Below are 16,071 nucleotides of genomic sequence, written 5' to 3'. Positions count from 1 at the left end.
GTCTGAGGTTTACTGTACGGTAAAAAATAGCTTAAACTGTCTTATCAATACAGCCAATCAATCTTTTTTCAATATCCACCGCAATTTCCTTCAGCGAGTCGTTATTAGTCATTTCTATCAGCGCACTCGGTTTCGGCATGCCTATTTTTGTTGTACCTTCCTCTTCAAAGATAACAATTTTGCATGGAAGGAAATACCCAACGAGCAGATCTTCGGACAATACGCGGTTTGCTTCCTGCGGGTTGCAGACTTCAAGAATCGTATATGGTGTATCGAAATCAGTGCCTTTTTCCTGTAGTTTCGCAGTCAAATCGAAATTCCAGAGCACACCGAATTTTTCGTCCTTCAGATTCGCTTCCAGATCCTTCACCGCTTCATCCTTGCTCTTGCTTGTTTCCACTGTGTAATCAAACATTTGTATTGCTCCTCTCTTGTGTACTCATTCTCTTCTTAAACTTCCCGTATTAATCCCGCCAAAACATTTCTTCTGGAAATAAGCCTCTACTACTTAGTTACTACTTAGTGAAAATAACAAAGAACAAACGCGGTCATCAATTTATTTGCTGTTTCATCTTCCAAAGCAATGTTTTCTAAATCACTTTAGACATAGTAAATATTTTCACTGCAATTCCTTTGAACATAGACAGCATTTTAGGTTTGATATCAACTGCATAAATCGCATTCTCAGTTTTTAGCCATTGAAACCGGGAAATAAACACTCCCAAAAGCAAACGAAGACGCCAAAGCCATTCAGCAGAAGTTCAAGACGTATCCGATTCTTTTAGATTATGCGGGTGAGCTGGGTAACTTGTAGAAAGAGGTACTCACTCAATACAGAGACCTACTCATTGAAGTCAATAAAACCTTAGTGAATAAAAGCTATAAGATGATTCTACTCAAATACATGCTAACAAGGGGCGCATCTGATTGGTATCAACCTGTGACGCCTAACGAGGTCGCCCCTTTCTTCCATACGTATTTAATGGAGAAACCTTATCGCCGTGATACGGATTTATCGGATAAGCAAGGCCAGTCACTTCGGGAATATGATGAAGGTAAGGTTGCGAAGTTGATTGCTACTATGCCGATGACAAAGTGGAGTGGATCTTCCAAAAGTTTGTTTGTGTTTGAGGGTGGTGTGTTCGGAACGCAGATAAAAATTGAGGAGCAGCATGAGGTTATTTTGTTTGGCTGGGTAAGGAATATTTGTGAGTATCGGTTGCATTGGTATTTTGAGAAAAAGACTCCAATACGTTAAAACGCAAAAAAGTAGCGGCCGTTGTTTAAACTGTAACTTTTTTATGTTTCACACCTTGGATTTCTAAGGCTTGCTTCAGCTACTTAGAGAGTAATATCTAATGCTTATGTTACTCAGCAAGTGTCTCATTTCAATCCACCCTTTCACTAATGTCGGGGGATAAAAAGAGGGACTGACTTACCTCCATCTTTATATGGCAGTATGCGGAGAAGTAAATCACGGTCTTGATTCATTTGCATTTAAAACTCCCGAAGACGCTCGAGAATTCGTGGAGAACATACACGAAATGTTTGCGCTTGATTTTATGTTTATGTCATTAGGTGTTAGACCAGGATATTTTTAAATAGTGAAAAGTATCCTTACTCTATAAATGAACCGAACCCTAAATGATGGACACTTTAAAAAAGTGACCCCATTTCCTTGGATTTCAATTCATTTCTACTAGTTCAATAATTTTGTCATTATCATGTTCGTAAAACTACACTTTTACGAACGTATTAAAAACGGCTCAAAAGTAGTGTTAAGAGTGTTCATAAACATATCAAAAATATTTACGAACGTTCAATATTTTAAATATACTTTTGCGAACAACTTTTAGGTATAATGAGGGAAAATAATCTTTTCGAGGTGAATTATGGAACAACGTAAATTTGGTTACATACGCGTCAGCAGTAAAGATCAAAATGAAGGTCGACAATTAGAAGCTATGAAAAAGTTAGATATTAATGAACGCGATATCTATATGGATAAACAAAGCGGAAAGAACTTTGAACGTGTAAACTACCAATTACTTAAACAGATTATCCGAAAAAGCGATATTTAGTATATTCATTCGCTAGATCGATTCGGTCGGAATAAAGAAGAAATCCTGAAAGAATGGAACGACCTGACGAAAAGCATCGAAGCCGATATTGTTGTAATGGATATGCCATTACTTGATACAACACAATACAAAGATAGCATGGGGACTTTTATTGCAGATCTGGTTCTGCAGATTCTTTCTTGGATGGCTGAAGAGGAGCGAGAACGGATAAGGAAAAGGCAGCGTGAAGGAATTGATTTAGCCTTGCAAAATGGGGTTCAGTTTGGAAGACCTGAAATTCTTGTTTCAGAAGAGTTTAAAGAGGTTTATAGAAAATGGAAAGCTAAAGAAATAACAGCTGTGGAAGCTATGAGGGAATCTGGAGTTAAAAAGACTAGCTTTTATAAATTGGTGAAAACACTCGAAAAAGAAACATCGAGCAGATTATAATAGAAGAAACTCTTAAAATCTCCTTTACCGAGAATGGCAAAAGAGGTTTTTTATATACTTACAACGACTGCTTTAAAGTTTCGGAATTCAACAGTTTTATAATATCCAAGTTTATATCTCTTATATGCCTATAAATATTTGTCCAAAGTTGTCTCGGATACCGTTAGGTAATGCTGAACTAAAGTTTCCAGTGATTTATGTCCTGTTTGTTGCGCGATAGTTGGTAAATCTGCACCTGCTGCGTGCATCGCTACCACCTGGCTTTTTCTGAAATTGTATCCGGTAAGTCCCCCAGTCCACCGCTTCAGGGCTTTACAATAACCTATTTCACTAATAACTGTGCTCTCATAGCGTTCATTCTTATATACTCTTCCTACAAAGTAATCGTCTGCTTTAAGATTGTATTCACGTATATAATCTTCAATTGCGATAATAACTTCTGGTGTGAGCCGTTTAGTATGCCATCGTTTTTGTTTCTTCAAATAAACATGAACAGATTTGTTTTTCAAATCAAAATCTGATATTTTCAAACGAACCATTTCATTAGGTCGATTAGCGGTTACAAGATTAACTAAACAAATTGCTTTTGCTCTTATCGGTAGCTTAATAAGAGTATCCATCAATTCTCTCTTATCAATGGCTGATTTCCCTCGAACCTGCATCAAATGGGTATATTGATCTTCACGATACATTTTTCGCATCGCTGAAAGCTCGAATGCCACTCTAGCCTCTCCTTTAAATTCTATATTATGAATCTAACAATGTTAGTTTTTTAAAAAAATCCCCTGACTTAGTACTAAACACTCGTTGTCAGGGGATTAATTATTATAAATTAGTTATTGTATACTTCGATCATATCAACAACCATGCTCTCACGAGAAGTATTAGCCGATTTAGGATCTAATCCCGATCCTGCCGCAACTGTATACAAATAAAATGTAACTGCTGCCGCATGAGATAGAACTACTGCCATACTTAAGGCTAACACCAAACAATTAGCATCTACAATATTATCTGCAATTTCTGCGCTATGTTCCTTATTAAGAATTAATAAAAATTCTTCTGAACCCTCAGTCAGTAACAGATCAACACTTTTAAAGTCTTTATTCTTTAAAGCTACATCAAGATTTTCGAAAAAATCTGGTTTTTTCTTATCCATTTTTTCAATTACGTCATTGATTAATTTTACGTTTTCCTCTTCATTAGCCCGTGCTAAATTTTTTTTACTCCAAAGTGATTTAAATTCCGAAGCTGCATCACCCTGACCCGCAATAATGCCTTGGAAAACTTCTTTAGCTGAATAGCTTGGAGATGTTTCAATTGCAGACACATTATTTAATCCCGTTGTCAAAATAAAACTAAACATTGCTAAAGCAGTTAAGATTGATACGATTTTTTTTCTGAACATAATTCATTCTCCTTTTTAGATACTTTACTTTTTGTGTTTATGCTACTAACTAAGTTTCTCACCCCCTTAAATTGAAAGGTTTCTTCGAGTGGCCATAGGTACAATAACAACACACCAACCATAGCTAGTGAGAATGTAATCAGTCCTAGGAAAATAGCAAAGACTTCATGCATTAAAATAGCTAACACAAATATATGTTTCCAATACTTTTTGTCAATTACTAAAGAGATAACCAATAAAGTCTGAAGTAATAACGTGCCCCACGTAGGCACAACAATAAAAGCAGAACTTAAAATAGGATGGAAAAAATCTAGCATTATCTTGTTCAAACCTAACATTGGAGATTGTATATAGTACCAAACGGCAGTACCATCAACCCAATTTTCCTCTGCTATTTTGGCAACTACTGAATGGAAATATAGTATCGCTACTTGCAATCTAAAAGCGTAGTACGAAGTCATACCTATAATTTTTTTTATTTCAGATAGATTTTGTACAGGTTTTTGCCAGTGCCATTTTCGGTCATCCATTAAAGTAAGTGGTATTAAAATCAGTGTGAATACTGCTACTACCTGTTCTCCACCATCTATAGTTGTAGCAGAATGATAAAGACTAAATGCAATCCATGCGTGTAACCATCCGGTAAACCGAGGGCGCCAACCACTTGCAATTACCAGTAAAGCTATAATACATATCCAACGCATTATTGCTAGACCTTCATTTGAGAATTCCGTCAAACAAAACAGTGAATAATTTGCACTGCAAGTCGGATACTGTTGAGTGTCACTAGTAGGTTTAAATAAGATATCAATATTATTGAACAAAAGTAATAATAGACTTGAGCTTGCTAAAAATGTCCTTGCTAAACCATAAACATTGGTAAATGGGTTAGATCTACTTAACCACTTTTCTATTCTGAAGTTTATATTCATTCACACACCACATTTACTTTAATTATTTCGGAATTCATATCGTCAGCTGTATAGCTTTTTCCCCACGCCCAAGGGACAGGCTCTGAAAGTGAAAACCCAATAAGACCACATAAAGTTTTTCTATTATCTTTGTTAGTAAGTATTTGTGATACATCGGCATCAGTAAGACATCTTACGATATCACCAGTACATGAAATGGTCTGAGGTTCTATTATCTGGGAGTATAAGTTACCCGCTTCTATACCTTGCGCGCGTCCTTCACGTTTTAAGCCAAGCAAATTTGAGATACTAATATTTGGCCATTGTAGCTCGTTGTTATCGTTACCATCCAAGATATGTACTCCAAATAAATCATCTCGTGGATCTTTACTAAAAAAACCCCAACCTTGAAGTACATGTGTTAAAACCTTTTCCTTTGTTCCATGATTTGGAGAAACAGGAGAGTAAGGCAAGGCTGATATTATTGTTGTCAAGAAAAATAATAACCAACCTATGGTCATTACGAAGAGAGTGATTTTTGCTTTTAACATTGTAATACTCCATTCTGAAAATTTTGCAATTTCTTTTCTATCTGCTAGGATGCTTTATGAATAGCAAAGGGAGGAATTAACTTATGAAATCACAGAATTTAGTAATTTATTATGATTCGTTTTGTCCACTATGTACCAAAACAAAGAATCGATGGTCTAAAATGGATAGGAAAAATCTTTTAATCTTTCATTCCTTTAGGGACATTAACGTTTTAAAAAGCATACCAATACCTCTGGATCTTCTAGAAAAGGAAATATACTCAAAAGAACTATTTGGCAATAAGTATTATAGTGGTGTCGATACATTTATAGAAATGAATAGAAGAATACCATTACTAAAGTTTACTGTTCCCATTTTAGTAATACTAAAAAAATTAGGTTTAGCTAATAAGTGTTATACGTATGTAGCGAATAAACGAAAGATTATTCCTATAGGACAGTGTGATGCAGAGAAATGTAATATTCTATCTCGAAAATAGTCTATATCACCAACCCTCGATAAAGGTAGATCAGGATGAAATTTGGATATACATATTTTGAATATATTTTCAAAAATGTATATCCATAGTATCAGGGAATGAATAAGAAATTGGAAGGTTTTTTGTTGATTAAAATATAAGGATACTTATATTCTGTTTCACTTAAAAATTTTGAATGTACAATAAGGGATGTGGAGTTATTCAGGGATTTTGTAGCTCGGAGAAATGAAGAACTATATCAAGTCAGTGTTGCCTCAATAAAGAATTCTGTAGCTACATTCTACAGGCGTATTATCAGAAAGGAGATGAAAATATGAAAAAAATAGTATATTTAATAACTTTAACGTTTCTTTTGTTTCAAAACATTCCAATAGATTTACCATATGAGATTTAAAAATATTAGAAAATATGGGTGTTAGGGAATGTAGTTAGAAACTACTGAACAACTCTCTTCAAGCGGCCCGATGAAGTATTGCATGTAGGGATTTTTCGTGATCGCTTCCTCGAGGTCGACCCAAGGAATCACAGAAGCCATACGAACCCAACGGTTATAAGGGTTTAAGTGGCCTTCGAATGGAAAAAATAATTCGTATGGCAGAATCATCTGGTTGGCGTTGTGTTCGTACATGGCAAGTCCTCCAATGCTAGTTTCAAGTGATCTTCGTTTTATGATGCTACACCTTTTTTAAAAAAGGTATGTAAATCCTTTATTTATAAGGATTTACGAGTTATTCAATAACACTAGTTAGGATATAATTTCTCTAACTAAATTTCCCTTAGGTATAATCAATCCTTATTTTTTATGTAAAAAAAACGATTTATCTCTTTCGACTATGCCTATGTAAAAATCTCTACCTAATAGTTGAAAAAAGAATCTAGCTTTTTCATAAGCAAATGAAATCTCACTAAACTCTTTTCCCATTTTTTCGTAACATTGACCCATATAGTAATAAAAATTTCCTATCACAGACATACTTTCATGTTCAATGGATTTTGCAATACCTTGCTCTGCATGGTTAACGGCTAAATCAAGCTCTCCCATATCGTAAAGAGTTTTCGTTTTATTATATAGAACACGTAGCAGATAGTTATTCCTGTCAAGTCTGGGTGAACCATTAATCAAATCTAAATCGATTTTATTGTAATAGAATAAGGCTGCAGAATAATCCTTTTTTGTAGCATATAAGAAAGCAATTGTATTATTAATTTTCGAGAAAAGAAAATCTTTATTGAGCAAAGAATCGGGAACAGTAGTTAGTAAAACTTTAACTTTACGAATAGTATCCTCTATTGATAATTTCTTTAGATAGTAGCAACTTAGTAGATGTTGCCATTTTAAAAAAGCTTCAAACCATTTATCATCTATATCATTTTTTAACTCAAGAGAGGTAATTGCATAGACTTCATCAAATCTTTGTTCTATTGTAAATCCTTCTAAATCAGTGATTATCTCATGTTTACGGTCAAGGTTATCAGTCAAGACAAGATTTGTTAGGTTAGTAACTGGTACATTTAGTTTTTGGGCAATGGAAGTTAATATATCAACCCCCGGAATGATAGTACCTTTTTCAATCATGCTAATAGTTGGTTGTGAACAAATACCTTCGCTTAATTTAGTTTGAGTCATTTTTTTAAATTTTCTCAGACGTAAAATTTCTTCACCAAGTTGATTATGCATTTTCTTCTCCTTTTTATTAAAGATTAAAAATTGAAATGTTATTCTTTAATTAGATATTTGCCTAAGTATTTAAAAGAGGGAGGAATGATTATGAATGAGTTATTTAAAGCTTTATCTGATTCTACAAGGAGAGACATCTTGAATCTTTTAAAAGGAAAGGACTTAACAGCGGGAGAAATAAGCGAGAATTTTCGCATGAGCAAACCTAGTATATCCCACCATTTAAATGTGTTAAAAAGCGTTGGCTTAATAACTCAAGAACGTAAAGGACAATTTCTATTTTATTCTTTAAATACTACTGTCTTTCAAGACGTTATGAATTGGATGTTAAGCTTTAAAATAAATAAATAAAAGGAGCTACTCTTATGAAAAAACTTATTTTTCCATCTGCTTTAATTTTAGTCTCAATGATTATTGGTATTATTTCTTATCCTAACTTGACTGAAAAATTACCCATTCACTGGGGGATGGACGGGGTAGATTTTTATATAGCAAAAGAAATCGCAATATTTATTGTACCAATATCTATGGTTATAGTTTTAGTGTCTACAAGCCTTTCAGTAAATAAAAAAACAAAGGAACTTAGTTCAAAAACTATATTAAATGTAACAAATATTGCTCTACTACTAATGTTAGGTATTCATGTTTTCATTCTGACACAAGGTCTTTCAGTACAGTATAATAATGAATTATTCATGGGCGTCTTAGTTGGCTTAATTTCAATAATTTTATCAAACTTTATGCCCGTAACAAAACCTAATGCAGTGTATGGTCTTAGAACTCCATGGACTTTAAAAAATGAACAGGTATGGAAAAAATCCAATCGCTTTGCTGGAAGACTTCTTATGATAGTAGGTATATTTATTTTGAGTATGTCCTTTATTTTACCTCATTATATCCATATAGTGATTCTAACATCTTTACTAGCAACAGCTATTGTATCAGTAGTTATGTCATATGGGATATATAAAAAGGTTCAGGAATGAAAAGATATTAAGTGATACCTTGCTATAGTATGATAACAATACATTATGGCAAGGTAGAATAACTGTACCTTCAGACTAATTAACATCGGTTGTTGCCATCCCTTTTTCTGACATTGTTCACAAACCATTCGAGGAATAGATGTTAGCGAATTTCTTTTTAATCGGTGTCCCACTTTCAATTAAAGCTTTCATCATTTCAATATCTTTTAGTCCATACTTCTCCGCTCGTCCACAAGCTTTGGCATCCGGTGAATAAAAAGACTAGGGAACGAATTGGTATTCTGTTAATTATAATCGGTATTATAGCTATTTTTGCATCTATTTTCACGATCTGGTTTGAGGCGACAGCTGGAAAAATTTCTGGAGTCTTGGTTATTATTGATGTGATTCTGATAATTATAGTCATCGGATTAGATCAAATAGGTTGTTGAGAGGAGTTTGTACATGGGAAATTGGAGAATCAAACTAGTTCTGCTGTTTACGATATTAAATACAATAGGAATATTCGCTATAATTCCATATCAGATGGCGTTAATGGGCAATCAACCTGTACCGGGAAATATACCAACGTCATTAATAGTTACTATAAATTCAACGGTTCAGGTATTATACATGTTTGTATTGATATTGGTTGGTTTAAGACTTCAAAATCGTACAGGCTTAACCACGCCATTATTAAATGGAATGGTTTACCCCAAGACACGAGTACATATTTCAAAAAAGTGGGTGTTAAATAGCGTTGTTATAGCATTAATCGGAAGTGTTATTATAATTCTTCTTGATTTATTCGTATTTAGCCCTATGATAGGGGCACCCATGAATCAACTGCCCTCACCAAATTGGTGGCAAGGATTACTCGCTTCAATATACGGGGGGATTTCAGAAGAAATTATGCTGCGATTGTTTGGTATGACGTTCATTGTATGGTTATTGGCTCGGATAACAAGAAAAGAAAAGGAGGGCATTCCTGATAGTTTTTACTACGTGGCGATTTTCCTTACAGCCATAATTTTTGGTTTAGGTCATTTACCAGCGACTATACAAATTTTCGGCGAACTATCTACAATTATTGTAATACGGGCATTGGTCTTGAATGGCCTACTAGGCTTATGGTTTGGCTATTTATACTGGAAGAAGGGTTTAGAGTATGCAATGATCGCACATATGTCAGTAGATATCTTTCTTCATGTTATATTTGCATCAATAATCAATTAAACAAACGGGTACTCTATAATAGGGTGCAATTCTCGTAGACGAATTTGCACCCTTTTCAGTAACTGATTCATTATAATATAGTGGAATTCTTTATTCATTAATTAAAATATAATATAACTTGGTACTATTTATAAATTCCATTTCATCCTTGCATAGACAACAAGCATCAGAAAGTTCGCAGCAGCACTAATAGCCGTACCGTAAGCAATCGCGGAAGCGCCAAATGAGTCCATCATCAGATAGATAACTGCTAAATTGATGCCGAAGACACTAATCACACTAAATATTACCGGCACCATTGAGTTGGCCTTTGCATAGTAGAATCGAGTGATAAATGTACTCGCAGCGAGGAAAAACATCGAGAGCGAGAATGCACGGAATATCGGCACCGTAAGCAAGACTGACTTTCTAGTAAATTCTTCACGTTCAAAAACAAGACTGATAAGCGGTTCTGCAAAGAAATAAGCGATAGCTGTTACTGGTACGAGTAGTGCGAATAGATAAAGCAAACCTTTTTTATAAAGAGTTCGGATCGTCTCATTGTCACCCTCACCTTCTTTTTTACTAAGGAGAGGATAAATTACGGTCGTTACTGCAGTCATCAAGATTGCCTGCGGAAGTCCAGTCGATTTTGAAGCAATATTAACTGCGGTAGTTACTCCTTCTCCAAACCAGCCAGACACAATCCTATGAATAAGAATATAGAACTGTAAAGAAGCTCCACCAAACAATATCGGCAAGGCTATAACCCATAACCTCTTAACATCTTCAGACATGACAAAAGATAGTTTTAATGAATATAGTTTCGATTTTCGAAATCCAACATAAAGAAATCCACCCATCAACAGTGCACTACACAATGCACCTATTCCATATGATTCGGGACCAAAATAACTGGTTAAAAAGACAGCTATTCCAACGAAAGCGACATTATACAAAAGAATTGAAAAACTGGATAGATTGTATTTACCGTTTATATTTAGCACTCCACTCATCCACGTTGATAAGACAAGAATAATTGAAGATGGCATCATCCAAAGGTATAGATTGCGTAACAATTCATACTCCTCTGCACTCTGAGTCTTGAAAAATAGTTTCAAAGTGGGATCTACAAAGATGATTAATGTAACGGTGACGAAAACTGCTGTCATAAGAATGGTCGTAAGTGACTTTCGAACATACATAGTTTTATCTGATCTTGTCGAATGATACACGGATATAAATGCCGTCGTTAATCCACCACCAACAACGAGGTAAATAAAGTTTGGAATTGAGTATGCGTTTGCAATTGCATCAGCTGTATTCGACGTACCATACTTATTCGTTATAGCTATCTCTCTAATAAAACCAAATAACCTGGCCAGTATATTAATGATCGCAACGGCCCCAATAATCTTCATCATTTTACTCATTGATACAATCTGACCCTTCTTCACGGAACTAAATGCAAAAATGATTCCGTAGTAAATTATCAAACGTAGACTATGCAATGTTTTAAGCACAACTGTTTCATAGATTATATCAGAGTTGTCTTATATGAAATGTTAAATTCCTTAAAATGGTGAAATAAGTATTGGCAAGTGAGGTATCAATCTGTAGACCACATATAATTAAAACAAAAAGACGACTATGAATATAATGATGAATTTCAATTGTTGCTACAAAGTTATGAAAAGAAAAGTATTTCTTTATTATTATACGTAGTAAACAAAGCTAGTTTGATACATGCAGCAATCAGGGTGGGTTTGTTTAATATCTCTAATTTTTCAAAACCGATTCCTGCAATTTGTGAGGGAATCGGTTCTCTGTTGCAAGAGCACGTTGTATTGAAATAAGTAATTGCTACTTATCAATTACAAAAATAGTTGAAACCGTAAAAAGCCACCTCCCGAAGAAGATGGCTTTTCCTTTTGGATCGTTCGATGCGATCAGGCACTATCTTTTAATCCGTACTACAGATAAATCTGCAAAGGCAATATTAGTATATGTAATCTTCTAATACCTATATCTATATCCTATACGATTGTTAACATTTTTCAAACATTGCATTCAATACATTAAAATTCATTTTCTTCTGCCTCTTGTTCATTCATGTTAATAAGCTTCTCAATATGCATGTAGAGAGTTTATTCAAAAAAACGCATGTTCAATTACTTCTTAAATAATGTGAAATCTATATACGAAAAAGAAGCTGCGGTATATGTTGAGCGGCAACTTCTTTTTATGAGATTATTCTTGCGGAGATTACACATTCACTTTAGAAGATGGGACGCTATCCACAGACTACATCCATAAATAGAAAAGAGTTGTCAAATAAAACATTCAAAATAGCTGTAATAGCCGGAGATGGAATTAGACCAGAAGTAATTGACGAAGGCATCAAAGTAATGAAAAAAGTCGCTGAACTAGATAGTCGGCTTTCCTTCGAATTCACCTACTTCCCATGGGGTTGTGAGTACTATCTCCAGCATGGAAAAATGATGGCAAGTGACGGAGCGGATCATTCGCTATGCGTTCGAAACGGCTTCAAATCTTGGAAAGACATTGACTAGTGTTAGTAAAGCGAATGCGTTTAACTATTCGATGGTCTGCTGGGATCAAGTATTCGAAGAAATAATTCAAGAGTATCCACATGTGGAAAACGCAAGCTATCTTGTCGATTCAGTTGCACTGTTGATAATCAAAGAACCAGCAAGATTCGAAGCCGTTGTCACGTCCAATCCATTCGTTGATATTTTGACTGATCTAGGCGCAGCACTCGCTGGTGAAATGGGACTGGTTACCTAGAAGAACTACCTAATCCCCTACCCAACTAAAACTTCTCATCCTTCGAGTTTTTCAATACGCTGCCAATCCAGTTTTTCTTTTTTAGGTAGTAATATAAACCCCACGTAGATAGACCGATGACGATGATTGCTCCCAAATAACCGTATTTCCACTTGAGTTCTGGCATGACGTCGAAGTTCATTCCCCATATGGCACCCCAAGCTGCTACAGGGGTGAAGAACATCGTGATGACGGTCAACGTCTTGACGATTTCATTGCCTCGGTGGGAGGATATGATGGATTCCAGATCAATCAGATGTCCTATTTCTTCGTTGTATTCCCGGATTGTCTGGTGACATCGGTTGATACGCCGACATGTCCGCTTGTAGAAACTACCTTCTAAAATGGTTTCACCGAACGCCTCCACTGTCGCTTCTTGGATTTCCATGAACGGAATGACGAGATTTTTCCAAACCAGTATTTCGTATCGATTATTCATAATCTGATCAAAGACTGGTTCATCATTCTTTGCTTTGATGCTCCACAGTAAATCATGCATCTGGTCTTCAAAGTATTCAATTTTTCGCAGGAACACGCTAGTGATTTCTCCGATGAGAACCATGAATCCTTCGATGGCATTCTCTGCTTTGTCCATGTATTTCAGCACTTTCTGTTCGGAATCCTTAAAGAACGACGTATCCATGCCGTATGTCAGTAGAGTATCTTTCGTGAGATAATAATGAAGCATCTTTTTTTCGCTACGGATTTCAACGTTCTGGGAGTAGACGATGGAACCCCACATCGCTTCCTGTCCTTCTTCACTCGCGTCCATTTCCAAATTGCTGTTTTGATGTCCAGATAACAGCATTGCCCAGCGTTTGCTAGCAGATGGAAGATCCGGGAACTCGGAAATATCCTGTTGTGTGGCTTCATCCATACGGACCCATGTCCAATTCTTATTTGCACGAATAGGTTCCACTATCTGACTACCTCCTTTTCCTGTTGCCTTTAACTTTCCTTGTCCAGAAACAAATTAAACCTGTTGGAACAGGTACCCACATAATTACACTATCCATACTTACTCCCCGAAAGACCTATTTTCAGTTAAGTGCTACAAAAGTGGATATACTAAGTATTGGAAGATGTAGTGGGTGCATGATATTCAACAAGCGGACACTAAGATTGTATATATGTCCATTTGTAACCACTACATATAAGAGTGAAAAGGAGAGAATAAAATGATTAATAAAATTGGTCAAATTATGTTATATGTAGACAATCAAGACGAGGCAGTAGATTTTTGGACGAAGAAAGTTGGCTTTACCGTAATTTCAGATGAAGACAACGGTCAAGGAATGAGATGGATTGAAATAGCTCCAACAGAAGAAGCTGAAACGAGCATTATACTTCACAATAAGGCAATGATTGCTGAAATGCAGCCAGAAATGAATCTTGGCACCCCTTCTTTGATGTTTTTCTCGGACAATCTCGAAAAGTTACATCACACGCTGTCCAATGAACAGGTTACAGTCGGAGAAATTGTCACGATGCCTTCGGGAAAAGTATTTAACTTTGCCGATCCTGAACAAAATTATTTTGCGGTTATGCAAAAGAGTCAATAACTAATCGAAACGTGTTGCATGAAAACACTATACGTTACATTCATGTACTTCTGAACCGCTTGCGAGTAGAAGATGAGTCTAGAAAAAATAGCGTAGGTTGAAGTGCAAGCACCATTCATCTCCGTTCAACAAACCGGACATATTATGGAACAAAAAAAACGCCACGGCATCTATATACCACGGCGTTTCATTTCTTCTTCAAGTAGTTTAATAAATGCTGGCGCTACACGGACTTTCTCTGTGCGCTCATAAGCTTCGAGCAACGCTGCGTTTGATAGATTCACCATTAAGGCACCTCCTTTTTAGTTATTTGAACTTTATTTGCTTACCATACCCTTTGCATAAAGTATTTAAACCATTTTGCAACTTTTTTATTATTTAAAGTGCGGCATGAGGAGTGGGTCTTTGCTGTCGAAATATGATGTAATGCTTCCGACGCACAAAGTACATTAAAGGTACTGAAATTTCGAATAACTGTCAACCAATATAGCCATAAAAGTGTATAATAGAGCTAGTTAAAATAGAACTTGTAATATGGAGAGGAGTTTTTATATCACGCAATCAGTCGATACTGACGGGAAAATGGAAATTACTAAAGACATCGAATCCTTACTAGTAGGTCATGTGGTGTATACGTACACAGACAACAGCAAATATATAGAACATGCTACTGCATATGTAGCGGAAGGATTGGCTAAAAATCACATCATTCTGTATGTGGATCAACCTACGAATTTTGCTTCCGTTAAAGAAAATCTTAGAAATGCGGGTTATTCGGAAGAGCAAATGGCTAATATTTATTTTGTTGATACCGACATGGCCTATGAAACGCATGAAGATTTTAATGCCGAGGCTGTTTTAAAGAATTTGAATGACTTTTTCGATCCGCATGTGAAAGAAGGAAACATACTTCGCGGGTGGGGATTGGTGACTTGGCGTCCTCAAAGCAGAAAAACGTTAATTCCTTCTGTCGCTTTACACGAACAAAATTTTGACGACTTTTTCTCTAGAGTAGCGAATATCACAGGCAATTACATCAATATATGCGCGTATGATAGTTTATCTTTATCTGGTTCACTGTTAATTGAGCTTTTGCAAACGCATGAATACCATATGACGGATACGCATTTCCTACCTTCTCATTTATATCAAAAAGGGCCTGTTCCTTTTACAGGAGTAACAAAACAACTCCAGTTTGAAAATGAACTACGAAACCATGATACGCGTAGAGATAAATTAGACATAACCGGGAAATTGGCTTCCATCATTGCCCACGAACTTCGCAGCTCCCTTACTGTCGTTCAAGGGCGTTTACAATTATTGGATTTAACTACTGGTGATTGTAGTGAAGCCAGTCAAACACAATTTGATGGCATCAAAAAAGGCTTAGCAGAAATAGAACAAATCGCATCTAAATTTTTATCGTTAGCTGAAACACATGTAGTCAATCTAAAAGTGATCAATATTACGGAATTAATCGAAGTGGTGAAGGTTCAAATGGAATCGGATATGGATATGAAAGCCATTGAGATGCATGTAAAATCGGATAATACTAAGATGACCATTTTTGGTGATGAATTAAAAACAAAACAAGTATTTATTAATTTAATCAAAAATGCAATAGAGGCTATGGAAACTGGAACTATCACGCTTCATGTGAAAGACGATCATGATCACGTGACTATTGATGTTTCCGATAATGGCCCTGGTATCCCTGATGACATCCTAAGTCAAATAGGTGATCCCTTTATGTCATCAAAAGTGGATGGAACCGGGTTAGGATTGTTGATCTGTGAAAAAATCATTCGAGATCATAATGGTAACTTATTATTAAATACCGAGATGGGAAAAGGGACAAACTTTACAGTTAGTTTGCCGAAATTATAACTAGGCGTATAACGTTGAATGGTCCCCTTTTAGAAAGTATTTTCACACATTCACTTAG

General features: G+C 35.7%; 17 protein-coding genes and 2 pseudogenes. 9 read left to right on the top strand and 10 right to left on the bottom strand.

Annotated elements, in window-relative coordinates; translation table 11 throughout:
- Window positions 1–31 precede the first annotated feature (31 nt).
- A complete protein-coding gene (locus tag SporoP8_RS11035) occupies window positions 32–415 on the bottom strand; it encodes a DUF302 domain-containing protein (protein WP_085132539.1) in 384 nt (127 codons plus the stop codon).
- 471 nt (window positions 416–886) lie between these two features.
- On the opposite strand from SporoP8_RS11035, the gene SporoP8_RS11030 reads away from it, so the two are divergent.
- Both SporoP8_RS11030 and SporoP8_RS11025 read left to right on the top strand, forming a co-directional pair.
- Entirely contained in the window at window positions 887–1,258 is a 372-nt protein-coding gene (locus tag SporoP8_RS11030; protein ID WP_085132538.1) for a hypothetical protein, read from the top strand.
- A gap of 634 nt (window positions 1,259–1,892) precedes the next feature.
- A pseudogene (locus SporoP8_RS11025) lies at window positions 1,893–2,510 on the top strand (recombinase family protein).
- Between the two features lie 128 nt (window positions 2,511–2,638).
- Here the strand turns inward: SporoP8_RS11025 and SporoP8_RS11020 are convergent.
- The 4 genes from SporoP8_RS11020 to SporoP8_RS11005 all read right to left on the bottom strand — a co-directional run bounded on the left by SporoP8_RS11020 (window position 2,639) and on the right by SporoP8_RS11005 (window position 5,380).
- Window positions 2,639–3,232, bottom strand: a complete 594-nt coding sequence (locus SporoP8_RS11020; RefSeq protein ID WP_232319141.1) for a tyrosine-type recombinase/integrase — start codon at window positions 3,230–3,232, stop codon at window positions 2,639–2,641.
- A 110-nt stretch (window positions 3,233–3,342) separates the two neighbouring features.
- Window positions 3,343–3,918: a sporulation delaying protein family toxin gene (locus tag SporoP8_RS11015; protein WP_085132537.1), complete on the bottom strand. Its 576-nt coding sequence runs from the start codon at window positions 3,916–3,918 to the stop codon at window positions 3,343–3,345.
- Window positions 3,888–4,850 (bottom strand): sporulation-delaying protein SdpB family protein, encoded by a 963-nt coding sequence (locus tag SporoP8_RS11010; protein WP_085132536.1) that lies wholly within the window; start codon window positions 4,848–4,850, stop codon window positions 3,888–3,890. Before SporoP8_RS11010 ends, SporoP8_RS11015 begins: the two co-directional genes overlap by 31 nt.
- Window positions 4,847–5,380, bottom strand: a complete 534-nt coding sequence (locus SporoP8_RS11005) for an SdpA family antimicrobial peptide system protein (RefSeq protein WP_085132535.1) — start codon at window positions 5,378–5,380, stop codon at window positions 4,847–4,849. Before SporoP8_RS11005 ends, SporoP8_RS11010 begins: the two co-directional genes overlap by 4 nt.
- An 83-nt stretch (window positions 5,381–5,463) precedes the next feature.
- On the opposite strand from SporoP8_RS11005, the gene SporoP8_RS16970 reads away from it, so the two are divergent.
- The gene (locus SporoP8_RS16970) at window positions 5,464–5,859 is read left to right on the top strand and encodes a thiol-disulfide oxidoreductase DCC family protein (RefSeq protein WP_085132534.1); all 396 of its coding nucleotides are present in this window, start codon (window positions 5,464–5,466) and stop codon (window positions 5,857–5,859) included.
- 415 nt (window positions 5,860–6,274) lie between these two features.
- On the opposite strand, the gene SporoP8_RS10995 is transcribed toward SporoP8_RS16970, so the two are convergent.
- On the bottom strand, window positions 6,275–6,487 hold the full coding sequence (locus SporoP8_RS10995) for a hypothetical protein (RefSeq protein ID WP_085132533.1): 213 nt from the start codon (window positions 6,485–6,487) through the stop codon (window positions 6,275–6,277).
- 165 nt (window positions 6,488–6,652) lie between these two features.
- A complete protein-coding gene (locus SporoP8_RS10990; protein ID WP_085132532.1) occupies window positions 6,653–7,537 on the bottom strand; it encodes a helix-turn-helix domain-containing protein in 885 nt (294 codons plus the stop codon).
- 90 nt (window positions 7,538–7,627) lie between these two features.
- Between SporoP8_RS10990 and SporoP8_RS10985 the strand changes: the two genes are divergently transcribed.
- From SporoP8_RS10985 to SporoP8_RS10975, 3 genes are all read left to right on the top strand, one after another.
- A complete protein-coding gene (locus tag SporoP8_RS10985; RefSeq protein WP_198166005.1) occupies window positions 7,628–7,888 on the top strand; it encodes an autorepressor SdpR family transcription factor in 261 nt (86 codons plus the stop codon).
- 14 nt (window positions 7,889–7,902) lie between these two features.
- Window positions 7,903–8,523 carry an SdpI family protein gene (locus SporoP8_RS10980; protein WP_085132530.1) on the top strand — a complete coding sequence of 207 codons (621 nt, stop codon included), beginning with the start codon at window positions 7,903–7,905 and terminating at the stop codon, window positions 8,521–8,523.
- Between the two features lie 444 nt (window positions 8,524–8,967).
- A complete protein-coding gene (locus SporoP8_RS10975) occupies window positions 8,968–9,738 on the top strand; it encodes a CPBP family intramembrane glutamic endopeptidase (RefSeq protein WP_085132529.1) in 771 nt (256 codons plus the stop codon).
- Between the two features lie 128 nt (window positions 9,739–9,866).
- Here the strand turns inward: SporoP8_RS10975 and murJ are convergent, their stop codons facing one another.
- Complete coding sequence (gene murJ / locus SporoP8_RS10970; protein ID WP_085132528.1) at window positions 9,867–11,150, bottom strand: murein biosynthesis integral membrane protein MurJ; 1,284 nt, start codon at window positions 11,148–11,150, stop codon at window positions 9,867–9,869.
- A gap of 852 nt (window positions 11,151–12,002) precedes the next feature.
- Between murJ and SporoP8_RS10965 the strand changes: the two are divergent.
- A pseudogene (locus SporoP8_RS10965) lies at window positions 12,003–12,516 on the top strand (isocitrate/isopropylmalate family dehydrogenase); the annotation flags it as partial.
- A gap of 34 nt (window positions 12,517–12,550) precedes the next feature.
- On the opposite strand, the gene SporoP8_RS10960 reads toward SporoP8_RS10965, so the two are convergent.
- Window positions 12,551–13,483: a magnesium transporter CorA family protein gene (locus SporoP8_RS10960; protein ID WP_085132527.1), complete on the bottom strand. Its 933-nt coding sequence runs from the start codon at window positions 13,481–13,483 to the stop codon at window positions 12,551–12,553.
- 259 nt (window positions 13,484–13,742) lie between these two features.
- Between SporoP8_RS10960 and SporoP8_RS10955 the strand changes: the two genes are divergently transcribed.
- Entirely contained in the window at window positions 13,743–14,126 is a 384-nt protein-coding gene (locus SporoP8_RS10955; protein WP_085132526.1) for a VOC family protein, read from the top strand.
- A 170-nt stretch (window positions 14,127–14,296) separates the two neighbouring features.
- Here the strand turns inward: SporoP8_RS10955 and sda are convergent, their stop codons facing one another.
- Window positions 14,297–14,413: a sporulation histidine kinase inhibitor Sda gene (gene sda, locus SporoP8_RS10950; protein WP_085132525.1), complete on the bottom strand. Its 117-nt coding sequence runs from the start codon at window positions 14,411–14,413 to the stop codon at window positions 14,297–14,299.
- A gap of 340 nt (window positions 14,414–14,753) precedes the next feature.
- On the opposite strand from sda, the gene SporoP8_RS10945 reads away from it, so the two are divergent.
- Complete coding sequence (locus tag SporoP8_RS10945) at window positions 14,754–16,013, top strand: ATP-binding protein (protein ID WP_198166004.1); 1,260 nt, start codon at window positions 14,754–14,756, stop codon at window positions 16,011–16,013.
- The last annotated feature ends 58 nt before the right edge of the window (window positions 16,014–16,071 follow it).

This window comes from Sporosarcina ureae (assembly GCF_002101375.1).
GTDB classification, from domain to species: domain Bacteria; phylum Bacillota; class Bacilli; order Bacillales_A; family Planococcaceae; genus Sporosarcina; species Sporosarcina ureae_B.
The sequence above is the reverse complement of the archived record's forward strand: the minus strand, read 5'-3'. Positions and strand labels throughout refer to the sequence as shown.